The 22180-nt window shown below is 69.2% G+C and carries 23 protein-coding genes; 9 read left to right on the forward strand and 14 right to left on the reverse strand.

The genetic code is table 11. From position 1 onward, the window contains the following. The first annotated feature begins 30 nt into the window (after positions 1-30). Positions 31-1830, forward strand: a complete 1800-nt coding sequence (locus HPO96_RS25840) for a LamG-like jellyroll fold domain-containing protein (RefSeq protein ID WP_202886442.1) — start codon at positions 31-33, stop codon at positions 1828-1830. Positions 1831-1930: 100 nt separating this feature from the next. On the opposite strand, the gene HPO96_RS25845 is transcribed toward HPO96_RS25840, so the two are convergent. After that, positions 1931-2596 (reverse strand): phosphotransferase, encoded by a 666-nt coding sequence (locus HPO96_RS25845; protein ID WP_171676939.1) that lies wholly within the window; start codon positions 2594-2596, stop codon positions 1931-1933. After that, positions 2593-4068, reverse strand: a complete 1476-nt coding sequence (miaB, locus tag HPO96_RS25850) for a tRNA (N6-isopentenyl adenosine(37)-C2)-methylthiotransferase MiaB (protein WP_171676940.1) — start codon at positions 4066-4068, stop codon at positions 2593-2595. The genes HPO96_RS25845 and miaB overlap by 4 nt, the downstream gene beginning before the upstream one ends. Before the next feature lie 101 nt (positions 4069-4169). On the opposite strand from miaB, the gene HPO96_RS25855 reads away from it, so the two are divergent. The 5 genes from HPO96_RS25855 (at position 4170) to HPO96_RS25875 (ending at position 9141) form a co-directional block, all read left to right on the forward strand. Further along, the gene (locus HPO96_RS25855) at positions 4170-5699 is read left to right on the forward strand and encodes an amidohydrolase family protein (RefSeq protein ID WP_171676941.1); all 1530 of its coding nucleotides are present in this window, start codon (positions 4170-4172) and stop codon (positions 5697-5699) included. Positions 5700-5846: 147 nt separating this feature from the next. Next, positions 5847-6575 (forward strand): amino acid ABC transporter ATP-binding protein, encoded by a 729-nt coding sequence (locus HPO96_RS25860; protein ID WP_238355558.1) that lies wholly within the window; start codon positions 5847-5849, stop codon positions 6573-6575. Positions 6576-6624: 49 nt separating this feature from the next. Then, a complete protein-coding gene (locus HPO96_RS25865; RefSeq protein WP_171676943.1) occupies positions 6625-7548 on the forward strand; it encodes a glutamate ABC transporter substrate-binding protein in 924 nt (307 codons plus the stop codon). A 64-nt stretch (positions 7549-7612) separates the two neighbouring features. Beyond that, a complete protein-coding gene (locus HPO96_RS25870) occupies positions 7613-8260 on the forward strand; it encodes an amino acid ABC transporter permease (protein WP_171676944.1) in 648 nt (215 codons plus the stop codon). Continuing rightward, positions 8260-9141 (forward strand): amino acid ABC transporter permease, encoded by an 882-nt coding sequence (locus HPO96_RS25875; RefSeq protein ID WP_171676945.1) that lies wholly within the window; start codon positions 8260-8262, stop codon positions 9139-9141. Before HPO96_RS25870 ends, HPO96_RS25875 begins: the two co-directional genes overlap by 1 nt. Positions 9142-9194: 53 nt before the next feature. Here HPO96_RS25875 and HPO96_RS25880 read toward each other — a convergent pair whose 3' ends face one another. Next, entirely contained in the window at positions 9195-10484 is a 1290-nt protein-coding gene (locus HPO96_RS25880) for an aspartate aminotransferase family protein (RefSeq protein ID WP_171676946.1), read from the reverse strand. 49 nt (positions 10485-10533) lie between these two features. On the opposite strand from HPO96_RS25880, the gene HPO96_RS25885 reads away from it, so the two are divergent. After that, the gene (locus HPO96_RS25885; protein ID WP_171676947.1) at positions 10534-11628 is read left to right on the forward strand and encodes an SLOG cluster 4 domain-containing protein; all 1095 of its coding nucleotides are present in this window, start codon (positions 10534-10536) and stop codon (positions 11626-11628) included. On the opposite strand, the gene pdxY is transcribed toward HPO96_RS25885, so the two are convergent. The 5 genes from pdxY to HPO96_RS25910 form a co-directional block, all read right to left on the reverse strand. Further along, entirely contained in the window at positions 11625-12476 is an 852-nt protein-coding gene (gene pdxY, locus HPO96_RS25890; RefSeq protein WP_171676948.1) for a pyridoxal kinase PdxY, read from the reverse strand. The genes HPO96_RS25885 and pdxY overlap by 4 nt on opposite strands. Positions 12477-12493: 17 nt before the next feature. Continuing rightward, on the reverse strand, positions 12494-13003 hold the full coding sequence (locus tag HPO96_RS39245) for a DivIVA domain-containing protein (RefSeq protein WP_171676949.1): 510 nt from the start codon (positions 13001-13003) through the stop codon (positions 12494-12496). After that, on the reverse strand, positions 13003-14124 hold the full coding sequence (gene rlmN / locus HPO96_RS25900) for a dual-specificity RNA methyltransferase RlmN (RefSeq protein WP_171676950.1): 1122 nt from the start codon (positions 14122-14124) through the stop codon (positions 13003-13005). The genes HPO96_RS39245 and rlmN overlap by 1 nt, the downstream gene beginning before the upstream one ends. A 64-nt stretch (positions 14125-14188) precedes the next feature. Then, positions 14189-14476, reverse strand: a complete 288-nt coding sequence (locus HPO96_RS25905; protein ID WP_171676951.1) for a SelT/SelW/SelH family protein — start codon at positions 14474-14476, stop codon at positions 14189-14191. Between the two features lie 61 nt (positions 14477-14537). Further along, positions 14538-15221, reverse strand: a complete 684-nt coding sequence (locus HPO96_RS25910; RefSeq protein WP_171676952.1) for a C39 family peptidase — start codon at positions 15219-15221, stop codon at positions 14538-14540. A gap of 247 nt (positions 15222-15468) precedes the next feature. Here HPO96_RS25910 and HPO96_RS25915 point away from each other — a divergent pair, with 247 nt between their 5' ends. Continuing rightward, on the forward strand, positions 15469-16461 hold the full coding sequence (locus tag HPO96_RS25915) for an MsnO8 family LLM class oxidoreductase (protein WP_171676953.1): 993 nt from the start codon (positions 15469-15471) through the stop codon (positions 16459-16461). Here the strand turns inward: HPO96_RS25915 and HPO96_RS25920 are convergent. The 6 genes from HPO96_RS25920 to rpsB all read right to left on the reverse strand — a co-directional run bounded on the left by HPO96_RS25920 (position 16451) and on the right by rpsB (position 21180). Then, positions 16451-17035 carry a GNAT family N-acetyltransferase gene (locus HPO96_RS25920; protein ID WP_171676954.1) on the reverse strand — a complete coding sequence of 195 codons (585 nt, stop codon included), beginning with the start codon at positions 17033-17035 and terminating at the stop codon, positions 16451-16453. The genes HPO96_RS25915 and HPO96_RS25920 overlap by 11 nt on opposite strands. Before the next feature lie 4 nt (positions 17036-17039). Beyond that, complete coding sequence (locus tag HPO96_RS25925; protein WP_171676955.1) at positions 17040-17894, reverse strand: phosphatidate cytidylyltransferase; 855 nt, start codon at positions 17892-17894, stop codon at positions 17040-17042. Further along, complete coding sequence (gene frr / locus HPO96_RS25930) at positions 17894-18448, reverse strand: ribosome recycling factor (protein ID WP_425551751.1); 555 nt, start codon at positions 18446-18448, stop codon at positions 17894-17896. Before frr ends, HPO96_RS25925 begins: the two co-directional genes overlap by 1 nt. An 84-nt stretch (positions 18449-18532) precedes the next feature. Further along, positions 18533-19252 carry a UMP kinase gene (gene pyrH / locus HPO96_RS25935; protein ID WP_171677313.1) on the reverse strand — a complete coding sequence of 240 codons (720 nt, stop codon included), beginning with the start codon at positions 19250-19252 and terminating at the stop codon, positions 18533-18535. 98 nt (positions 19253-19350) lie between these two features. After that, complete coding sequence (tsf, locus tag HPO96_RS25940) at positions 19351-20169, reverse strand: translation elongation factor Ts (protein ID WP_171676957.1); 819 nt, start codon at positions 20167-20169, stop codon at positions 19351-19353. Positions 20170-20262: 93 nt separating this feature from the next. Next, the gene (gene rpsB / locus HPO96_RS25945; protein WP_171676958.1) at positions 20263-21180 is read right to left on the reverse strand and encodes a 30S ribosomal protein S2; all 918 of its coding nucleotides are present in this window, start codon (positions 21178-21180) and stop codon (positions 20263-20265) included. 295 nt (positions 21181-21475) lie between these two features. Between rpsB and HPO96_RS25950 the strand changes: the two genes are divergently transcribed. Then, positions 21476-22153, forward strand: a complete 678-nt coding sequence (locus HPO96_RS25950) for a M23 family metallopeptidase (RefSeq protein WP_171676959.1) — start codon at positions 21476-21478, stop codon at positions 22151-22153. The last annotated feature ends 27 nt before the right edge of the window (positions 22154-22180 follow it).

Consider the following 22180-nt stretch of genomic DNA (forward strand, 5'->3'; position numbering starts at 1 on the left):
CTGCGGTGTCAGCGAACGATGGAGGCGGCGATGGAGCAGTACGACGGGACCACTCGGCGACGGATCTTGCAGGCAGGCGCGGGCGCGGTGGTGGCGGCCGGGGTCTCGACCGCCGGGACGACGGCGGCGCGGGCGACCACGTCGTCCGGGCGGGTCGACACCGAGCATCCCCGGTTCACGGTGGCCGTGGTCCCGGACACGCAGTACCAGTTCGACCAGGATCGCGGTGACGCGGCGCCGCTGACGGCGACGTTCGAGTACCTGGTCGAGCAGCGGGCCGCGGAGAACCTGGTGTTCGTCGCCCACCTCGGCGATGTCGTGGAGAACGCGCTGCCCGAGGAGTTCGCGCAGGCCGACCCGGTTTTCAAGGTGCTCGACCGGGCCCGGATGCCGTACTCCGTCCTCGCCGGGAATCACGACATCGACGGCTCCAAGACCGACGACGCGCGCGGCGACTCGGCGTACCTGCGGACTTTCGGCCCGCAGCGGTTCCGCCGGATGACGACGTACGGCGGCTCGACGGCGAACGGCTACAACTCGTACCACGTGTTCCGCGCGGCCGGGCGCCAATGGTTGCTGCTGGCAATGGACTGGCGGCCGTCGGACGCGAGTTTCGCGTGGGCGCGTTCGGTGATCGCGGCGCATCCGCGGCTGCCCGTCATCCTCACCACGCACGAGCTGGTGTACGCCGACAGCGGCGTCGCCGAGCTGAGCGGGCACGGCAACCGCGTCTGGGACCAGCTGGTGAAGGACAACGACCAGATCTTCCTCACCCTGAACGGACACTTCTGGCCGTCCGGCCGGCTGACGCGGCAGAACGCCGCGGGGAACGACGTCCACCTGCATCTCGCCAACTACCAGGACCGGTACTACGGCGGCTCCGGGATGGTCCGGCTCTACCACTTCGACCTGGCCCGGAACACGATCGACGTGGAGACGATCGCGCCGTGGATCCTCGGTCAGAAGCCAGGTGAGCGCAACGAGCTGGCCGAGGGTGAGATCGAGCTGACCGACGACGTCAACCGGTTCAGCGTCCCGATCGACTTCGAGCAGCGGTTCGCACGGTTCGCGCCGGTCGCCGTCCGCCCGGCGCGTCCTGCCCGGCAGCTGGTGATTCCGGGGACGGCGGCGTACTGGCGGTTCGACGGCGCGGTGACGGACCGGGTCGTCGACCACTCCGGGCAGGGTAACCACCTGACCCGCGTGCAGCTGGCCGGGGAGTTGCCGTCGGCATCGACCGAGTTCCACCCGGATCAGCCCGGACACGCGAGCTGGCTGTTCCCCGGCGGGAAGAACCCGGCCCGCGGCGGCTACTTGAAGACGGCGGACAACGCGCCGCTGAACGCGCTGACCTTCCGCGGCGGGTACACGATCGAGGCGTTCGTGAAACTGGCCGACGACGGGCAGGACCACGCTTGGGAGGGCCTGATCAGCCGGCTCGGCACCGGCCGGGACGCCGGCAAGACGGGTGACGACCCGGACGAGCCGGTCGTGAAGCTCGGCTTCTCCGGTGGGCGGCAGGTGCAGTGGGCCGTTTACCCGGTCGACCGCAACACCACCTTCACCAACTGGGGTCACGAGCAGGTCGCCGGCCGCTGGTTCCACCTCGCGGTCGTCAACGACGGCCGCCACAGCACCGTCTACGTCGACTCCTCCGAGCTGCTCCGCAACCCGGCCACCCGCTCCAGCGGCCTCGCCACCGCGGGCCGCCCCTGGCTGGTCGGCGCCGGCCACTACGCCAACACCGTCGATCAGGGCTTCGCCGGCCACATCGGCGAGGTGCGGATCGTGAGTCGCGCGCTGAAGCCGTCGGAGTTCCTGAACGCGTAGGCGGACGCCAGACACTCACCTACTGTCTTGAAACGCCGTCCGTCGCGCTCGGCTGAGCCTGGCGGGCGGCTACTCCGCATAGTTGGTGAGTGGCAGCGGTTCACACCAAAGCGCGGATCAACGCTTCCTGCGCCGGGAGGAGCGCCTTCTCGGCGGCGGAGAGGGTGATGTTGTTGCTGCGGGCATCCAATGCGGCGGCCAGGCCCGGGGTCGGGTCGATGGAGTTGGCCAGGTAGACGGCGAGCGCCTCGTGCACGAGCTGCGACAGGTTGGCCCACTGGGGGTCGAGGGCTACTTGGGCGAGGATGACGGCAGTGATCGCGACGTCGAACTCGGCCGGTCCCGCTTCGGCATTGCGCCAGTCGATGACGACCGGGCCACTCGGGGCGGCGATCACGTTGAACGGGTGCAGGTCACCGTGGACGACGGTCAGCCCGGGGGCCCCGCTCGGCGCGGGGATGGCGTGCAGCCGCCGGTGCAGCTCGGCGTGTAGCTCGCCAAGATCGGTCGGGCTGAGGTCACCGGCGATCGCGGCATCGGCCAAGGTCGGGCCGGTGAGGCGTTCGAGGACCATATCGGCGCCGTCGATCTCGCGGACTGCGGGCACCGGGTAGCCGTACTGCGCGACGTGCCGCATGAAGTCGGCTTCGTCGCGGACCGGGTGCCCATCGCGATAGCGGCGGACGACCCAGTCGTCGTCCAGGGCGTAGACATCGGCATCCCGCCCGGCGGCGAAGGGTTCGGCGTCGGGCGGTAGCAGGGTCATGCGATCGAGCAGCCGCCGATCACCGGCTCGAGCGGCTTCGCGCCGAGGGTCGGCATACCGAGCATGACGCCCGGACCGGCTGCGGCCGGGGCCTCCTGCGCGCGCTCCCAGGCGTCGCCGGCACGCGTCCGCCGGACGGCGCCGAAGACATCCGCGACCAGGTGGTGCGGAGCGGCGTACGTGACCTCGACGGTCGCGAGGTCGCCGGGCCGCGGGGCCTGGACGCCCTCGGGGAGCGTGAAGTGCACCAGCCGGTTGTCCCGCGCGCGGCCGGAGAGCCGCTGGGTGGCGGCGTCCTTACGCCCTTCGCCTTCGGCGACGAGCACCTCCACGGACCGGCCGACGATCTGCTTGTTCTCGGCCCAGGCCATGTCGTCCTGCAGGGCGACGAGCCGCTCGTACCGCTCCTGGACGACGGACCGCGGGATCTGATCCGCCATCGACTCGGCCGGCGTCCCCGGGCGCTTGGAGTACTGGAAGGTGAAGGCGCCGGCGAACCGCGCCTGACGGACGACGTCCAGCGTGCCCTGGAAGTCTTCTTCGGTCTCCCCCGGGAAGCCGACGATGATGTCGGTCGTGATCGCCGCCTCCGGCATCGCGGCGCGGACGTCCTCGATGATCTTGAGGTAGCGGTCGCGCCGGTACGAGCGCCGCATCGCCTTCAGCACCTGGTCGGAGCCGGACTGCAGCGGCATGTGCAGCGAGGGCATCACGTTCGGCGTTTCGGCCATCGCCTCGATCACGTCGGCGGTGAAGTCGCGCGGGTGCGGCGAGGTGAAGCGGACCCGCTCCAGCCCGTCGATCTGGCCGCAGGCCCGGAGCAGCTTCGAGAACGCGTACCGGTCGCCGAACTCGACGCCGTAGGAGTTCACGTTCTGCCCGAGCAGGGTGACCTCCAGCACGCCCTCGGCGACCAGCGCCTCGACCTCGGCCAGGACATCGCCCGGACGGCGGTCCTTCTCGCGGCCGCGCAGCGCGGGCACGATGCAGAACGTGCAGGTGTTGTTGCAGCCGACGCTGACCGATACCCAGGCCGAGTACGCCGACTCGCGCCGGGTCGGCAGCGTCGACGGGAAGACGTCGAGCGACTCCAGGATCTCGACCTGGGACTCCTCGGCGATCCGGGCCCGCTCCAGCAGCACCGGCAGCGCGCCGATGTTGTGGGTGCCGAACACGACGTCGACCCAGGGCGCCTTCTTGGTGATGGTCGCCTTGTCCTTCTGCGCCAGGCAGCCGCCGACGGCGATCTGCATCCCCGGCTTCTTCGCCTTCACCGGCGCCAGGTGCCCGAGGTTGCCGTACAGCTTGTTGTCGGCGTTCTCGCGGACGGCGCAGGTGTTGAAGACGACCACATCGGCCTGGTCGCCCTCGGGCGCGCGCACGTAACCCGCGTCCTCCAGCAGGCCGCGCAGCCGCTCGGAGTCGTGGACGTTCATCTGGCACCCGTAGGTGCGGACCTCGTAAGTACGCATAACAGCCACCAAGAGTACGTGCCGGAGTAGACAAATCCCTACCTGGGACCGGCGGGCTGCTACCCCTGCGCGAGCGGACCGCGCCGAGAATAGTGAGGGGCATGAACAGTTCTCGCCGTCAGTTCCTCGCCCAGACCGCCGCCGGCGCCGCCCTGATCGCCGGCGGCACCCTCACCACAGCCCCCGCTTTCGCGCGCCCCCGCGGCCTGACCGCCTTGGTCGGCGGCACCGTGATCGACGTCCGGACCGGACGCCGGAACCGCCATCACACCGTGCTCATCGACGGGAAGCGGATCGTCGGCGTCGGCCGGCTCACCGTGCCCCGCGGCGCGACCGTGCTCGACGCGACCGGTAAGTACGTCGTCCCCGGGCTGGCCGACATGCACGTGCACAGCCTCGGCGACGAACACGTCTCGCCGCCGCTCTTCCTGGCCAACGGCATCACGACGATCCGCGAGATGGCCGCGGTCGACCCGATGCTCTACGACTGGCGGGACCGGATCGCCGCGGGCACACTGCTCGGCCCACGCATGGTCGTCGCGAGCCAGATCATCGACGGCGACCCGACCCTGTGGGATCCGAACCTGCTGCAGGCCCTCGTCGTCGACACGCCCGCCGAGGCGCGCGCCGCCGTCCGCCGGGTCAAGGCCGAGGGCGCGGACTTCGTGAAGGTGTACTCCCGGCTGAACAGGACGTCGTACCTCGCGATCCTCGACGAGGCGCGCAGGCTGGGGCTGACCGTGCACGGCCACGGGCCTGACGAGGTGACCACGAAGGACGTCAGCAACGGGGGTCAGCGCAGCATCGAGCACGTCCATTCGCTGGCGCTGTCGGTCTCGACCCGGGAGACCGACGTCCGCCGGATGATCCGCGAAATGCGGATCCCGACCGGCGACTACAACGCGTGGTTCCGCCAGCTGCATCCGATCGAGTGGCTGGCCGCGAACACCTTCAGCAAGGCCCGCGCCGCCGACGTCTTCGGCACATTGCGCCGGAACAACACCCGGGTGACGCCGACGCTGACCATGCACAAGGTGCTCGACCAGCCTGACCACACCCGGCTCGATCCGAGGCTCGCGAAGTACCTGAGCGCGGAGTCGATCGGCACCTACGACTACGTGCTGGCCAACCTGTACGCCGCGAACCGGCCGGCCGCTGAGATCGCGCGCCAGCGCCAGATGTGGGCCTGGCGCAAGTACTTCGTCGGGCAGCTGTTCGCGCACGACGTCCCGATCCTGGCCGGAACCGACACCGGTACGCCGTACTCCGTCCCCGGCTTCGCCCTGCACGAGGAGCTCGAGCACCTCGTCCAGGCCGGCGCCACGCCGCGGCAGGCCCTGTACTCCGCCACCCTCGAACCGGCCAGGTTCCTCGGCCTCGCGGCCGATCTGGGCACGGTCGAGCCGGGCCGGGTCGCGGACCTCGTCGTCCTGGACGCCGACCCGCTGACCGACATCCGCAACACCCGCAGGATTCACTCCGTCGTCACCCGCGGGCGGCTGCTCGGACCCGCCGAGCGAGCGAAGATGCTGGCGGACGTCGAAGCCGCCGTCAAGCGTCCGGCGACGGCGCTAGCACTTCCTGCGGGCGGCTGCTGCGGTTCGGCAGCTTCCGGACACTCCCGCGCATGATCCTGCGCAGCGTGATCGCGATCTCACGATACGCACCGGTTCATTGCAGATCGTTACCACCACGGAACCGACCGGCGATGCGACCACACCCCGGCCTCCGCTAGGTTCTGGGCCATGAGCGATTCCGGCACCTTGACGCAAACCGGTCTGGTGGCACTGACCGGCGTCAACAAACATTTCGGCGAGCTGCACGTCCTGAAGGACATCAACCTGTCCATCGCCAAGGGCGAGGTCGTCGTGGTGATCGGCCCGTCCGGGTCCGGCAAGTCGACGCTCTGCCGCGCGATCAACCGGCTCGAGACGATCGATTCGGGCACCATCGAGCTGGACGGCCAGCCGCTGCCGAGCGAGGGCAAGTCCCTGGCCAAGCTGCGCGCCGACGTCGGCATGGTGTTCCAGTCGTTCAACCTGTTCGCGCACAAGACGATCCTGCAGAACGTCACGCTCGGCCCGCTGAAGGTCCGCAAGACCGACCCGAAGCAGGCCGAACAGCGGGCCATGGAGCTGCTGGAGCGGGTGGGAGTGGCCAGCCAGGCGTCGAAGTACCCGGCGCAGCTGTCCGGCGGCCAGCAGCAGCGCGTCGCCATCGCCCGCGCGCTGGCGATGGACCCCAAGGTGATCCTCTTCGACGAGCCCACCTCGGCGCTCGACCCGGAGATGATCCAGGAGGTCCTGGAGGTGATGATCGACCTCGCCAAGCAGCAGATGACGATGGTCGTGGTCACGCACGAGATGGGCTTCGCCCGCAGCGCGGCCAACCGGGTGGTCTTCATGGCCGACGGCGAGATCGTCGAGCAGGCCGACCCGGAGACCTTCTTCACCAGCCCGACCTCCCGGCGGGCCCAGGACTTCCTGGGCAAGATCCTCAAGCACTGACCTCCGCCCGCGGCCGTACCAGCTAACACATCACAAAGGGGACCTGACAATGAGAATGCGTCACCTCGCCGCCACCGTCGGCGTCGCAGCGCTCGCGCTGACCGCCGTCGCGTGCGGTAAGGAGGAGCCCGCGGCCGGAGGGGGCGGCGGCAGCACCGCGTCCGACTCCTGCGGCGACCTGCACAAGTTCACCACCGCCGCCGACGTGAACGTGGCCGGCAGCCCGACCTTCACCAAGGCCAAGACCCGCGGCAACCTGGTCGTCGGCGTCAAGGCCGACCAGCCGAACCTCGGCTACAAGGACGCCGACGGCAAGCGCTGCGGTTTCGACATCGAGGTCGCCCGGATGGTCTCGGCCGGCCTGGGCCTGGACCCGGACAAGATCGAGTACAAGGAGATCCCGTCCGCGAACCGCGAGACCGCGATCGCCGGCGGTGAGATCGACTACTACGTCGGCACCTACTCGATCACCGACAAGCGCAAGGCGCTGGTCGGCTTCGCCGGTCCGTACTTCGTCGCCGGTCAGGACCTGCTGGTCCGTAAGGACGACACCTCGCTGGACGCCGGCAAGGAGGCCCTGAAGGGCAAGAAGGTCTGCTCCGCGACCGGCTCGACGCCGATCCAGCGGGTCAAGGACGAGCAGCTCACCGAGGCCAGCAACATCTCGGAGTTCAAGACCTACTCCGAGTGCGTCTCGCAGCTGCTGGACAACAAGACCGACGCCGTCACCACCGACGACGCGATCCTCAAGGGCTACGCGGCCACCGCGCCCGACCAGCTCCGCGTGGTCGGCAAGCCGTTCAGCACCGAGAAGTACGGCATCGGCGTCCCGCTGGCCGACAAGGCGATCCGCGACCAGGTGAACACCATCCTGGAGAAGTCGGCCACCGACGGCACCTGGAAGGCCATCTACGACGAGACGCTCGGCAAGTCCGGCTCGCCGGGCACCCCGCCGCCGCTCGAGAAGTACTGATCCACTCCCCGGCCGCGGCGTCCTCACCGGCGCCGCGGCCGGGCTCTGTACGAGGAAGGTCGCGATGCTCTCGGTCCTCACCGACAACTGGGATCTGTTCCGGGACGGATTCTGGCTGACGATCAGGTTGTTCCTGGTCTCCGCCGTGCTGAGTCTGGTGCTCGGCACCATCCTGGGCGCGTTCCGCGTCTCCCCGGTCCCGGCGCTGCGCGCGGTCGGCACCGGCTACGTGAACACGCTGCGGAACACCCCGCTGACACTGGTCTTCGCCTTCCTGTTCTTCGGTGCGGCCAAGATGCAGCTCGCGCTGCCCTCGCCGTTCTGGACCGGCGTCGGCGCGCTGACCATCTACACCTCGGCGTTCGTCTGCGAGGTCGTCCGCTCCGGTATCAACACCATCTCCCCCGGTCAGTCCGAGGCGGCCCGCGCGGTCGGGATGACGTTCATCCAGGTGCTGACGCTGATCGTGCTGCCGCAGGCGTTCCGGGCGATCGTCCCGCCGCTGTCCAGCGTGTTCATCGCGTTGCTGAAGAACACCACGATCGCGGCCGGCTTCTCGCTGGCCGAGGCCGGTGCCATTCCGGCCGCGATGTCCGAGCGCGGTGAGAACCAGCTGATCACGCTGGTCTGGATCACGATCGGCTTCCTGATTCTCATCGTCCCCCTGATCTTCCTGCAGCGGTGGGCCGAACGACGGACGGCGGTGGCCTGATGAGCTCAGTCCTGTACGAGGTCCCCGGACCCAAGGGCCGGGTCCGCAACCGGGTCTCCAACATCGTCGTCGTGATCCTGCTGGCCGGCGCCGTCGCGTGGCTGATCCACCGGCTGTACGTCAACGGCCAGTTCGAGGGCCGGCTGTGGCGGCAGTTCGAGTACGCGGCGATCCAGCGCGAGATCCTCAAGGGTCTGCTGAACACGCTGCGCGCGGCCGGCCTGGCCGCGGTGCTCGCGCTGCTGTTCGGCGCGGTCTTCGCCGCGGCGCGGATCAGCGACCACAAGTGGGTCCGGGTGCCGGCGACGTACGTCGTCGAGCTGTTCCGGGCGATCCCGCTGCTGATCCTGATGTTCTTCTTCTACTACGCCAACATCCAGTTCCAGTGGGGCCTGACCCCGTTCTGGGCGGTCGTGTTCGGGCTGACGCTGTACAACGGCTCGGTCCTCGCGGAGATCTTCCGGGCCGGGATCGCGGCGGTGCCGAAGGGCCAGCGGGAGGCGGCGTACGCGACCGGCCTGCGGAAGAACCAGGTCGTGCGGCTCGTTCTGCTGCCGCAGGCGATCAGCGCGATGCTGCCGGCGATCGTGTCCCAGATGGTCGTCCTGCTGAAGGACACCGCGCTCGGGTTCATCATCACCTACGCCGAGCTGCTGTACGTCGCCAAGCAGATGGGCGGCCGGCTGACGTACGGCTTCCCGTACATCCCGACGTACATCGTCACCGCGGTCATCTACATCGGCCTGTGCTCGCTGCTGTCGGTGCTGGCCCGCTACCTGGAGGGCCGCTCGCGGCGCCGTCGTAAGGTCACCGGCGCGCCCGCACCGATCACGAAGGCGCCGGATCTCGGCGCCGGTCCTGGCGGAGGCGCCTCGCTCTGAGCGACCGAAGGCCCCCACTCGTGAGCCGAGTGGGGGCCTTCGTCGTTCCGGCGTCAGCGCAGGGTGTTGAAGGAGTCGCGGAGGATCTCGAGGGCCTCGGTCGTCTCCTCCTCGGTGAGCGTCATCGGCGGCGCCATCCGGAGCACGTTGCCGTACAGTCCGCCCTTGCCGATCAGCAGGCCGCGGTTCTTGGCCTCCTGCTGCAGCTTGGCGGTGCTGGCCGCGTCCGGGCTGTTGTCACCGGGTTTGATGATCTCGGTCGCCAGCATCAGCCCCTTGCCGCGGACGTCGCCGAGCTCGGGGAACTCCTCGGCGATACCGCGCAGCCCGTCGGCCAGCTGGGCACCGCGTTTGGCGGCGTTCGCCTGCAGGTCGTTGTCGAGCAGGTAGTCGATGGTCGCCTTGGCCGCGCTGGTGGAGATCGGGTTGCCGCCGAAGGTGGACAGCGAGTTCGCGCTCAGGCTGTCCATCAGGTCGGGCCGCGCGACCAGGCCGCCGATCGCGAACCCGTTGCCGAGGCCCTTCGCGAACGTCATCGCGTCCGGGACGACGTCGTGCGCCTGGATACCCCAGAAGTGGTCGCCGGTGCGGCCCCAGCCGGTCTGCACCTCGTCGGAGATGAACAGGATGCCGTACTCGTCGAGGACCTGTTTGAACGCGCCGTACAGGCCGTCGGGCGGCGAGGCGAAGCCGCCGACGCCCTGGATCGGCTCGGCGATCAGGCAGGCGACGTCACCGGAGGTGGTGGTCTCGATGACGTTGCGCAGGTCGTCGACGCAGACCTTGATGTAGTCGGCGTCCGGCAGGTCGCGGAACGGGCTGCGGTAGCGGTACGCACCCTGGACGTATTGGACGTTGACCGGGGACAGGCTGCTCGCGGACCAGCCGCGGTTGCCGGTGATCGCGACGGTGCCGAAGGCGCGGCCGTGGTAGGAGTTGCGCATCGCGAGGACCTGGTTGCTGCGCCGGTTCTGCGTGGCCAGCAGCAGGGCGGCCTCGTTCGCCTCGGTTCCGGAGTTGGCGAAGAAGACCTTCGCGTTCTCGATCCCGGACAGCTTGGCGATCTGCTCGGCCAGCTCGATCTGCTTGCGGATCAGGTACACCGTCGAGGTGTGCGCGATCCCGCTGCTCAACTGCTCCCGGACGGCCTCGGAGATCTCCGCGACGTCGTACCCGATCGCGTTGGTCAGGATGCCGGCGAAGAAGTCGAGATAGCTGTTGCCCTCACCGTCGGTGACCCGACGGCCGGAGCCTTTCACGATCTCGATCGGCTCTTCGTAGTACAACGCGAGCCAGTCCGGCATGACGGCCTTGTGACGCTCCCAGAGCTCCGCATGTGTCATGTCTTAGCAATACCTCATCTGGCCGCCGTCCGACAGTAGGGTGCTGCCCGTGACACAGCCGAGCATCCCGCACGTGGACATCGAGTCCCTGGAGCATTTCGACCAAGTCGTGGCCGCCGGGGCGACCGCGATGGCGGGCTGGCGGGTGCAATCGGTCGACCTGACCGGCCGGACGGCTGAGCTCCTCGGGCTCAGCCCCATGGGCGCGCTCTTCCTGGGCTGTCTGCTGGAGGAGAAGGCGGACCGGTGGGTCCGCGACGGCGGTGGGCTGGTCTTCCCGGCCATCCCGGAGCTGCCGTTCGACTCCTACCGCGGCACGCTGTACGACGCCGACGAGCTGTACGCCGGCCTCGACCACGGCTACGAGTCGACGCCGGACGCGCGCATCTACGCCTGGTCCCGCCAGCACGACGAGCGCGGCGACACCAGCCGCACGCTGGCCGCAGCGCTACACGACCACGCCATCGCCGACGCTCTGCACGAACTGCCGTCGTCCGGCGCCTGGGTCGGTGTGATGGGCGGCCACGGGATGGCGCGCGGGAGTACGACGTACCGGTCAGCAGTGCTGCTCGGACGCCGCCTGGCACGTGCTGGGCTGACTGTGGTCACCGGCGGCGGTCCTGGGGCGATGGAGGCGGCGAACCTGGGGTCGTCGCTCTCGGCGTACGACGACGCCGCTGTGGACCGGGCTGTCAGCGCACTGGCCGCCGTGCCGTCGTTCCGGCCGTCGATCGCCGCGTGGGCCGCGGCGGGGCTCGACGTCCGGCGGGAGTTCCCCGGAAACGGCGGTGTGTCGATTCCGACCTGGTTCTACGGCCACGAGCCGCCGAACGTCTTCGCGACGTCCATCGCGAAGTACTTCTCCAACGCGCAGCGGGAGGACGTCCTGCTCTCCCAGGCGCGCGGCGGCATCCTCTACCTGCCTGGCGCGGCCGGAACGGTCCAGGAGGTCTTCCAGGCCGTCACACCGAACTACTACGGCGACGCCGCCACCCAGATCCCCCTCATCCTGGTCGGCATCACGCACTGGACAGTCACCCTGCCCGTCTGGCCCCTGCTCCAGAGCCTGGCTGCCGACCGCGCCATGGCGTCGTCCATCCGCCTCGTCGACACCATCGAAGAGGCCGCCGATCTGGTGAGCTAAGCGACGCGCTCGGCCTTGAACTGCATGCGGGGGTTGGCGTAGGCCTCCTGGGACTCGACGAGCTGCAGCTCGCGCTCACCCGACTCGTGGGTGTTGGTCAGCAGGTCGAAGACGCTGGAGGTGGTGCGGGCCAGGGCGTCCTCCAGATCGGCCGTCCGGCGGTAGTGCGCGGTGAAGAGCGCGGCCGTCACGTCACCGGAGCCATTCGCCTTCATCGGGATGTACGGCGTCCGGACGAGCCAGGCGCCGCTGTCGTCGACCGCGAGCATCTCGATCGTGCCCTCCTCCCGATCGGGCCGCTCGACACTCGTCACGAGCACCGTACGCGGCCCGGTCGACCGGACCAGCTCCACCGATGCCAGCGTCGACTCCAGGCTGTCAGGCTCGGTGTTCGTCAAGAACCCGAGCTCGAACTGGTTCGGCGTGATGATGTCCGCCGCCGGCACCACCCGATCCCGCAGCAACACCGGAATCGCCGGCGCCACGAAACACCCGGACTTCGCGTTCCCCATCACCGGATCACACGAGTACACCGCCGCCGGATTGGCCGCCTTCACCTTCGCCACCGTCTCGAGGATCACATCCGCGATCCCCTCCCCACCCTGATACCCCGACAACACCACGTCGATCTGCGGAAAGACGCCCCGCTCCTCGATCCCCGTCAGCACCTCACGCACGTCGTCCGGGCTGATCAACGGCCCCCGCCACGCGCCGTACCCGGTGTGGTTCGAGAAGTTCACCGTGTACACCGGCAGCACCTCCACCCCAACACGCTGAAGCGGAAACACAGCAGCCGAATTACCCACATGCCCAAAAGCCACCGCGGACTGAATCGAGAGGATCTTCACCCCCCGATCATCCCATCTCAGCCGCGGAGGAGGTTTTCGGCCTGTTCGAGGAAGAGGTCGACTTCCATCACGTCGTAGCCCTCGCGGAAGCGGACGGGGGTGAACTGGATGCGGCTGATTTCGCGGGCGGTGACCGGCTTGGCGACAGGCTGACCGTTGACGGTGGCGAGGATGCGCTCGACGAAGGCGTCGACCTCGGCCATGTCGTAGCCCTCGTTGAACTTCACGGGGGTGAAGCGCGGAGAGTCGAGGCGGTGGTGCGCGGCGGGCGGGCTCGAGGGCTGGGCGGTGGGTTGGTCGCCGGTCATGCGCTGGGCGGCTGCTTCGAGGAAGGTGTCGACTTCGAGGACGTCGTAGCCCTCGCGGAAGCGGACCGGGGTGAAGCTGGCATTGCGGAGGTCGGCTGCGGTGAGCGGGGCGCCGAGGGGGCGGCCTTCGAGGGTCGCGTTCAGGCGGTCGATCAGGGCGTCGACCTCGGCGATGTCGTAGCCCTCGCGCCAACGGACGCGGGAGAACAGCCCCGACATCAGGCCTTGTTCGCCGCGGCGAGCTGGCCGCAGGCGCCGTCGATCTCCTGGCCGCGGGTGTCGCGGACGGTGGTGGAGATCCCGCCGGCCTGCAGCCGCCGGACGAACTCGCGCTCGTCGGCCGGGTCGGAGGCCGTCCACTTGGAGCCCGGGGTCGGGTTCAGCGGGATCAGGTTCACGTGCACCCAGCCCCAGTCGCCGCGGGCGCGGAGCTTCTCGGCGAGCAGGTCGGCCCGCCAGGCGTGGTCGTTGATGTCGCGGATCATCGCGTACTCGATCGAGACCCGGCGCTTGGTCTTCTCGGCGTACCCCCAGGCCGCGTCGAGGACCTCGTCGACCTTCCAGCGGTTGTTGATCGGGACCAGCTCGTCGCGCAGCTCGTCGTCCGGCGCGTGCAGCGACAGGGCCAGCGTGACCGGGATGCCCTCGTCGGCCAGCTGGTTGATCCGCGGCACCAGGCCGACGGTCGACACGGTGACGCCGCGAGCGGAGATGCCCAGCCCCTCCGGCGACGGGTCGGTGAACCGGCGGACCGCGCCGATGACGGCCTTGTAGTTGGCCATCGGCTCGCCCATCCCCATGAAGACGATGTTGCTGACCCGCCCGGGCCCGCCCGCGACCTCACCTCGCGCCAGCGCCCGGGCGCCGTCCACGACCTGCTCGACGATCTCGGCAGTGGTCATGTTCCGGGTCAGGCCCGCCTGGCCGGTCGCGCAGAACGGGCACGCCATCCCGCAGCCGGCCTGCGACGAGACGCACATCGTCGCGCGCCCCGGGTAGCGCATCAGGACCGACTCGACGAGCGAGCCGTCCAGCAGCTTCCAGAGCGTTTTCCGCGTCTGCCCGTCGTCGCACTCCAGGTTCCGCACGCGGGTCAGCAGCGGCGGCATCAGCTCGGCCACCAGCTTGTCGCGCGACGCGGCCGGCAGATCGGTCATCTCGGCCGGGTCGGACGTCAACCGCGCGAAGTAGTGGTTCGACAGCTGCTTGGCCCGGAACGCGGGCTCGCCCAGCGCGGCAACCGCCGTCCGGCGTTCCTCCCCGGACAGGTCGGCCAGATGCCGCGGCGGCTTCTTGGCACGACGCGGCTCATCGAAAACGAGGGGCAGGGAGGTAGTCATAACCGTTCCATTGTCGCCCGCGCGCGCAGTCATTCACAAATTCACATCCACGACGTGCGCAGGATCACTCCGCCTTGCGATCGGAGTGCCCGAGCTGGCGGTCCGGCGCGATCCGGTCCCGCACCAGCTGCTTCAGCAGCGGCAGCTCGATGAAACCGCCCTCCGCCTTCCGCGACCACAACAGCTCGCCGTCCAGCGAGATGTCGAAGATCCCGCCGGTCGACGGCACCAGCGCCACCTCCCCCAGCTCCTTCGGGAAGGTCGTCAGCACCTCCTGCGCGGTCCACGCCGCCCGCATCAGCCACCGGCACTGCGTGCAGTAAACGATCTCCAACCGCGGTGTTGTGCTCACTCCCCCAGTATCTCGGCCGGACCGCCGGCGCGACGCCCCGTCTCATCACGCCGGCCGATCGTCAGGCCGAATAGCCCTTCGGCGGGATCAGCGTGGCGAGCTGGTTGAAGGTCAGCCAGTACGTCGGTGTGTCCGCGAAGCCGGCCGGATCGGCGATCAGCACCGTCTGGTCGCTGCTGTCGTAGCCGATCACGGTGAAGTAGTGCCAGATCGTGTAGTTCGGATAGCCCGGCGGGTGGTTGTTGGCCGGGGCAACGATATTGGCGACGAGCGCCCAGCCGCGGTCGATGTCGTAGGTGATGTCGTGCCAGAGCAGGTCACGCTGCGACTGGGTCGGCGGGTCGTTCGGCATCGACTTGGTCTCGTAGTAGCCAGTGTTGAGCCGGTTGTTCAGCACACGGGTGACCTGGCTGATGTGGTCGGTGCCCTCTTCGTCGGTGGGCAGCTCGTAGGCCAGTTGCTGCTGACTGGGCAGGTTGGAGGTCTTGGCCGACAGCGCGATCCGGGTCGCGGCCGGGCCGCACCAATACCCGGTCGACTGGTACTGGAACTGGATGTTCAAGGTCTTCAGCGTCTGGGTCGAGAAACCCAGCGCGGGGACAGGCTTGGCCGTCGCTGCCGCCTCGGCCGAGACGGCAGCGACTGGGTGCGCGATAGCGGGGGTGGACGCCATCGGCAAGGCCGACGCGGCAACCAGAGTCAGACCACACAGGGCGGCCCTGAGTTTCGGCGGGGTGTGTCTCATGTCAACTCCCTCAGCCTGTGGAGCGACCCGGGGCGGTCGGTCCATCACCGAGTGCATTCCTATCGAGCCGAGATGTAAACCCCTGCCTGATTTACGCAAGGTAATGTCAGATAGTGACGGAGCCGTGTTTCCGCAGGTCAGGAGCGTTCCGAGGGCTCCGGGCGGGTCTCCGAGAAAGTTCCGCACCTTTCGATCTGACTCGAAGCGCGAGGGGAATGTGCTGTTCCCGGGCGCCGTTGGACGAAGCATGGGCGCATTGGCGGGTGTTCCGTTGTCGGTGCTGGACCGGTCGCGGACACGGATCGGCGAGACAGAGGCCGAGACACTGCGTGCGACCGTCGAGCTGGCTCAGCAGGTCGAGAAACTGGGCTACAGGCGTTTCTGGGTGTCTGAACACCACAGCGTGCCCGGAGTGGTCGGTTCGGCGCCGACGGTGCTTGCAGCGGCCGTTGCGGCCCGGACAGAGCACATCCGGGTCGGCACCGGTGGCGTGATGCTGCCGAACCACCAGCCGCTGGTCGTGGCTGAGCAGTTCGGCGTACTGGAGTCGCTGTACCCAGGCCGGATCGACATGGGCCTTGGCCGGTCGGTCGGCTTCACGAACGGCATCCGGCGCGCGCTCGGCGTCGAGAAGGATGCCGCTGCCGACTTCGCCGACCAACTGCGTGAGCTGTTGGGCTACTTCGACGGAACGCAGCAGACGCATCCGCAGGTGCACGCCCGCCCAGGTGAGGGACTGCGGATCCCAGCGTTCGTGCTGGCGATCGGCTCCGGCGCAAGCTTGGCTGCGTCGTTCGGGCTGCCGCTGGTGATCGCTGGCGTCAAGGGCGAGACTGACCTACTGGAACTCGTGGAAAGCTACCGGGCCGACTTCCAGCCGTCGGCCTGGGGTGCGCGCCCGTACGTCGTCCTGGCGGCGACTGCCGCCGTCGCTCCGACTACCGAACAGGCCAGGGAGTTGTTGTTGCCGGAGGCATGGGCGAGCGCCTACTCCCGAACCCAGGGCGTGTTCCCGCCACTCGACTCCACTCCCCCGGCATCGATGACGCCGAAACAGCGTGAGTTGTTCGAGGGCGCGCTCACCGGTCAGATCTACGGAACGCCGGCCGAGGTCGACGTCGCGCTCGGCGGGCTGGTTCGGCGTACCGGCGCGGACGAGGTGCTGATCACGACGAACACCTTCGATCGCGGCGACCTGGTCGCGTCGTACACGGCGCTCGCGGAGCTGACTAGCGGTTGATCCGCTCCTCGAGGCGCTGCCGCACCGTGGGCCATTCGTCGGCGAGGATCGAGAACACGACTGTGTCCCGCCAGGTGCCGTCGCCCAGCAGCATGTGGCGGCGCAGCACGCCCTCCCGCGTCGCGCCGAGCTTGGCGATCGCGGCCTGTGAGTGCGTGTTCTTCAAGCCGGTCTGGATCTTCAGCCGGCCGAATCCGCAGTCCTCGAACGCGTGCCGCATCAGCAGCAGCTTCGTCGCCGGGTTCACCGCCGTCCCCCAGACGGCCGGGGCGTACCCCGTCCAGCCGAGGTGGATCCGTTCGTTGACCAGGTCGACGTCCCCGAGACTCGACGTACCGACGACGGTGCCGTCGGCAACCATCCGGACCGTGTAGGCGAATCGCTTGGCGATCGCCGGCGTCCACTCCGCGCGCATCGCGGCGACATCGGCCGGCACGACGCCGCCGTTGAACCCGCCGGCGTACACCTGCTCGTTGCCGATGGCGGCGTACAGCTCGTCGTAATCGCCGTCCTGCAACGGATCCAGGCGGACGACGTCGCCCACGAGTGAACGCCCGTCCGGCGCGACGGTCATCGCGTCAGCCCTTCACGAGCAGATGCAGCAGGAGCCACATCGCGGGCGCCGTCGCGAGCAGCGAGTCCAGCCGGTCCATCACGCCGCCGTGACCGGGCAGCAGGTTCGACATGTCCTTGATGCCCAGGTCGCGTTTGATCATCGACTCGCCGAGGTCGCCGACCGTCGCCGTCACCACCGCGACCGCGCCGACGATCGCACCGACCCACCAGTTGCCGTCGAGCAGGAAGACGACCGACGCGATACCGGCGCCGATACAGGCCAGCGTCGAACCGGCGAAACCCTCCCAGGACTTCTTCGGGCTGATCGTGGGCGCCATCGGGTGCTTACCGAACAGGACGCCGGCCGCGTACCCGCCGACGTCGCTCGCGACGACCACCAGGAAGAACGTCAGCACCCGGCCCGGGCCGTCGCCGTCCGGCTGCACGAGCAGGATCGCGAACCCGGCCAGCAACGGCACGTAGCCGATCAGGAACACCCCGGCCGTGACATCGCGGACGAACCCGACCGAGCCGCCCGGCATCCGCCAGAAGATCGTGCCCAGGACCGTCACCGCGAGCGCGACCAGCAGCGCCATCGGCCCGCCGAAGTAGGCGGCCAGCAACATCGCCGTGGTGCCGACGAACAACGGCACCCGCGGAATCACCGCGCCGCCCGTCCGCAGGGCCTTGATCATCTCGTCCACGGCCAACAGCACCGCTGCCAGCACGAGGAAGGTGAACAGGACCTTCTGCCAGTACAGCGAGCCGATGATCAGCGCGCCGAGACCGACCCCGACCCCGACCGCGGCCGGCAGGTTCCGCCCGGCGCGGCTCGGTTTCGGGCCGGTACTCGGCGCGGGCGTGCTCTCGACGCCCATCACACCTCGAGCAGTTCGGCTTCCTTGTGCTTGAGCAGCTCGTCGATGGAGTCGACGTATTTCTTCGTCATCCCATCGAGCCGCTTCTCAGCACTCTTGCCCTCGTCCTCGCCCGCCTCGCCGCCCTTGACCGACTTGTCGATCGCGTCCTTGGCGTGCCGGCGGATGCTGCGCACCGAGATCTTGGCGTCCTCACCCTTGGTCTTGGCGACCTTGATGTACTCCTTGCGGCGATCCTCGGTCAGCTGCGGCATCGTGACCCGGATGACCGCGCCGTCGTTCCCGGGGTTGACGCCGAGGTCGGAGTCGCGGATCGCCTTCTCGATCGCGGCCATCGCGCCCTTGTCGTACGGCGAGATGAGCACGGTCCGCGGGTCCGGGACCTGGAAACCGGCCAGCTGCTGCAGCGGGGTCGGCGAGCCGTAGTAGTCCGCCACGATGTTGGAGAACATCGACGGGTGCGCGCGGCCGGTCCGGATCGCGGCGAAGTCGTCCTTGGCGACCTCCACGGCCTTCGCCATCTTCTGCTCGGCTTCGCGGAGTGCTTCGTCGATCACGACATTCCTCGCTTCCTCAAGGCCGCCTCGTCGCAGCCCGTTTCGAACGATCCTAGTGGTACTGCGGCCCGGAACGGCGGACTACCCCGGCGCGACGACCGTGCCGATCTTGTCGCCGTGCACGACGCGGGCGATATTGCCCTCCTCGAGACCGAAGATCACGATCGGCAGCGCGTTGTCGCGGGCCAGGCTGATCGCGGTCGCGTCGGCGACCCGCAGGCCGCGGGCCAGGAAGTCGTCGTACGAGAGCTGGTCGAACTTGACCGCGTCCGGGTTCTTCTTCGGGTCGGAGTCGTAGACCCCGTCCACGCCCTGCTTACCCATCAGCAGCGCCTCCGCGCCGACCTCGAGCGCGCGCTGCGCGGCAACGGTGTCGGTGGAGAAGTACGGCATCCCGGAGCCGGCGCCGAAGATGACCACGCGGCCCTTCTCCAGGTGCCGCTCGGCCTTGCGCGGGATGTAGGGCTCGGCGACCTGGCCCATCGTGATCGCGGTCTGCACCCGGGTCTCGATCCCGAGCTTCTCCAGGAAGTCCTGCAGGGCCAGGCAGTTCATCACGGTGCCGAGCATGCCCATGTAGTCGGCGCGGTTGCGCTCCATCCCGCGCTGCTGCAGCTCGGCGCCGCGGAAGAAGTTCCCGCCGCCGACGACGATGGCGACCTGGACGCCGGCCCGGGCCACCTCCGCGATCTGCTTGGCGATCGAGTTCACCACATCGGGGTCGACGCCGAGTTTGCCGCCGCCGAACACCTCACCCGACAGTTTGAGCAGCACCCGCCGGTAGGCGGGCGAATACGGCAAAGAGGCCGGATTCGTCTCGGCACCCAGGGTTTCCGTCACGATTCCGGCCTCTCCTCGTTGCGTTGCCGTGCTATCAGATCCTTTGCGAGCCCGCAGGCTCAGGCGCCGACCTCGAAGCGGGCGAACCGCTTCACGGTCACGCCGGCCTCGTCCAGGACGGCCTTCACGGTCTTCTTGTTCTCGGTGACCGACGGCTGCTCGAGCAGCACGACCTCCTTGAAGAAGCCGTTCACCCGGCCCTCGACGATCTTCGGCAGGGCGCCCTCGGGCTTGCCCTCCTCGCGGGCGGTCGCCTCGGCGATCCGCTGCTCGTTCGCGACCGTCTCGGCCGGAACCTCTTCGCGGGTGGTGTACAGCGGCCGCATCGCGGCGGCCTGCATCGCGGCGCCGCGGGCGGCGTCCACGTTGTCACCCTCGAACTCGACCAGAACGCCGACCTGAGCCGGCAGGTCCGCGGCGCGCTTGTGCATGTACGCCGTGACCTGGCCGTCGAACACGGCCACCTTGCCGAGCTCGAGCTTCTCGCCGATCACCGCGGCCAGGGCCTCGATGTTCTCGGCGACCGACTTGCCGTCGGCGAGCTTCTCGGACAGCAGGCCCTCGACGTCGCCGACCTTGCTGGCCGACGCGTGCGCGACGATGTCGGCCGCGAGCTGCTGGAACTGCTCGTTCTTGGCGACGAAGTCGGTCTCGCAGTTCAGCTGGACCAGCGCGTTCTCGGCAGCGGCCACCAGGCCGTTGCTGGCGGAGCGCTCGGCGCCCCGCTTCTGCGCCTTGGCCGCGCCGTGGATGCGCAGCTCCTCGATGGCCTTCTCGAAGTCGCCGTCGGTGGCCTCGAGGGCCTTCTTGGCGTCCATCATGCCCGCGCCGGTGGTGTCGCGGAGCTTCTTCACGTCAGCGGCGGTGTAGTTCGCCATTCCTCGTTCTCTCGTCCTTCTCGATGCGGCTGGATGAGCGGGGCGGTCCGGAGCCCTGCCGCCCGCGGCGCGGGCGGCAGGATTCAGCGGATCTCAGGCCTCGTCGGCCTTCGGGGCCTCGGCGGCCGGGGCCTCTTCGGCGACCGGAGCCTCGGCAGCGGCCTCGGCGGCCGGGGCAGCCTCGGCGGCAGGAGCCTCTTCGGCGGCCGGGGCCTCGTCAGCCTTGGCGGCGCCGTTCTGGCTCTCCAGCAGCTCGCGCTCCCAGGCAGCCAGCGGCTCCTCGGCGCCCAGCTCCTCGCCGGCCGCGGCGGCGCCCTGGCCACCACGCGACATCAGGCCGTCGGCGACGGCGTCCGCGACCACGCGGGTCAGCAGGCCGACCGAGCGGATGGCGTCGTCGTTACCCGGGATCGGGAAGTCGACCTCGTCCGGGTCGCAGTTGGTGTCCAGGATGCCGATGATCGGCAGCTTCAGCTTGCGCGCCTCGTCGACCGCGAGGTGCTCCTTCTTGGTGTCCACGATCCACACGGCGGCCGGGACCCGGGCCATGTCGCGGATACCGCCGAGGGTCTTGAGCAGCTTGTCGTGCTCGCGACGCTTCTGCAGCAGCTCCTTCTTGGTGACACCGGAGGCAGCGACGTCGTCGAAGTCGATCAGCTCCAGCTCCTTGAGGCGCTGCAGCCGCTTGTTGACGGTCTGGAAGTTGGTGAGCATGCCGCCCAGCCAGCGCTGGTTCACGTAGGGCATGCCGACCCGGGTCGCCTGCTCGGCGATCGCTTCCTGGGCCTGCTTCTTGGTGCCGACGAACAGGATCGCCCCGCCCGCCGCGACCGTGCTGCGGACGAACTCGTACGCGCGGTCGATGTAGGACAGCGACTGCTGCAGGTCGATGATGTAGATGCCGTTGCGCTCGGTGAGGATGAATCGCTTCATCTTCGGGTTCCAGCGCCGGGTCTGGTGTCCGAAGTGGACGCCACTCTCGAGCATCTGCTTCATGGTCACGACGGCCATGAGGGTGTTCCTCCTGTCGCGCCTCCAGGTATCGCCCCGGACGACGCACTCTCGGTTGCTTCGCCGCGGACCGGTCGGCCCGCCGCGCCTGATGCCCGTCGTCCGACCCCATCCAGGCCGGAGCCAGGACCGAGAGGGTCACACTGTGGTGCGGGCATGCGTAGTCGCCCCACCCGAGGTGAGGCGCCACCGGAAGTCTACGGGACCGACCCCGCAATACGCGAACCGGCCGCCGTTGTCCACAGGCGGCGAAGTCGCCGGCCGAAATCGGGCCCTTCCGCGGCATGTTCCCGTCATGAACATCTTCCCGCTCCTGACCACCGCATTACTCCCCGTCGCCCCAGCCCCGAGCCCCTCGGCGGCGCCGTCCGCGACCGCAGTCCAGGCTGCGGTGACCTGGCCGCTGCAGCCGCGCCCCGCGGTTGTGCACAGTTTCGAGCTTCCCGCCAAACCCTGGCTGCCCGGCCACCGCGGCCTCGACCTCGCGGGTCGCCCCGGCCAGCCCGTCCACGCCGCCACCGCCGGCACGATCACGTACGCCGGCCCCCTCGCCGGCCGCGGTGTCATCACGCTCACCGCCGGTCGTCGAAGAACCACCTACGAGCCCGTCGTCCCGGCCGTCCGCGTCGGCGCCGCCGTCACGCCCGGCGCTGTCCTGGGCCACCTCTCGGCCGCAGGCTCCCACTGCGCCCCGGCGACCTGCCTGCACTGGGGCCTCCTCGAAGGCCGCACGTACCTCAACCCGCTGACCCTGCTCCCGAGACCGCCGATCCGCCTCCTCCCCCTGACCGGCAGACCTCAGCAACCGCCCGGCAGACCCATGCGACAGGTCACCCCCGCCTCGGACGTCCCTGCCGCGGTCAGCCCCGCCTCGGCCGCGCCGTCCGCGCACAATCGGCGTACGGCGGCCGCGGTCGTGGCGGTCAGCGCCGTGCTCAGCCTGGCCGCGCTCATCGCCGTCCGGAGGCACTAGATGCGCCCCGCCGACGATCAGCGCCCC

The organism is Kribbella sandramycini (assembly GCF_013131805.1).
GTDB lineage: Bacteria > Actinomycetota > Actinomycetes > Propionibacteriales > Kribbellaceae > Kribbella > Kribbella sandramycini.

Bases quoted from the DNA above. Each gene is read 5' to 3' on its own strand.
- HPO96_RS25840 (WP_202886442.1), top strand. From the start codon at position 31: ATGGAGCAGTACGACGGGACCACTCGGCGACGGATCTTGCAGGCAGGC.
- HPO96_RS25845 (WP_171676939.1), bottom strand. From the start codon at position 2,596: ATGACCCTGCTACCGCCCGACGCCGAACCCTTCGCCGCCGGGCGGGAT.
- miaB (WP_171676940.1), bottom strand. From the start codon at position 4,068: ATGCGTACTTACGAGGTCCGCACCTACGGGTGCCAGATGAACGTCCAC.
- HPO96_RS25855 (WP_171676941.1), top strand. From the start codon at position 4,170: ATGAACAGTTCTCGCCGTCAGTTCCTCGCCCAGACCGCCGCCGGCGCC.
- HPO96_RS25865 (WP_171676943.1), top strand. From the start codon at position 6,625: ATGAGAATGCGTCACCTCGCCGCCACCGTCGGCGTCGCAGCGCTCGCG.
- HPO96_RS25870 (WP_171676944.1), top strand. From the start codon at position 7,613: ATGCTCTCGGTCCTCACCGACAACTGGGATCTGTTCCGGGACGGATTC.
- HPO96_RS25875 (WP_171676945.1), top strand. From the start codon at position 8,260: ATGAGCTCAGTCCTGTACGAGGTCCCCGGACCCAAGGGCCGGGTCCGC.
- HPO96_RS25880 (WP_171676946.1), bottom strand. From the start codon at position 10,484: ATGACACATGCGGAGCTCTGGGAGCGTCACAAGGCCGTCATGCCGGAC.
- HPO96_RS39245 (WP_171676949.1), bottom strand. From the start codon at position 13,003: ATGTCGGGGCTGTTCTCCCGCGTCCGTTGGCGCGAGGGCTACGACATC.
- rlmN (WP_171676950.1), bottom strand. From the start codon at position 14,124: ATGACTACCTCCCTGCCCCTCGTTTTCGATGAGCCGCGTCGTGCCAAG.
- HPO96_RS25910 (WP_171676952.1), bottom strand. From the start codon at position 15,221: ATGAGACACACCCCGCCGAAACTCAGGGCCGCCCTGTGTGGTCTGACT.
- HPO96_RS25915 (WP_171676953.1), top strand. From the start codon at position 15,469: ATGGGCGCATTGGCGGGTGTTCCGTTGTCGGTGCTGGACCGGTCGCGG.
- HPO96_RS25920 (WP_171676954.1), bottom strand. From the start codon at position 17,035: ATGACCGTCGCGCCGGACGGGCGTTCACTCGTGGGCGACGTCGTCCGC.
- HPO96_RS25925 (WP_171676955.1), bottom strand. From the start codon at position 17,894: ATGGGCGTCGAGAGCACGCCCGCGCCGAGTACCGGCCCGAAACCGAGC.
- tsf (WP_171676957.1), bottom strand. From the start codon at position 20,169: ATGGCGAACTACACCGCCGCTGACGTGAAGAAGCTCCGCGACACCACC.
- rpsB (WP_171676958.1), bottom strand. From the start codon at position 21,180: ATGGCCGTCGTGACCATGAAGCAGATGCTCGAGAGTGGCGTCCACTTC.
- HPO96_RS25950 (WP_171676959.1), top strand. From the start codon at position 21,476: ATGAACATCTTCCCGCTCCTGACCACCGCATTACTCCCCGTCGCCCCA.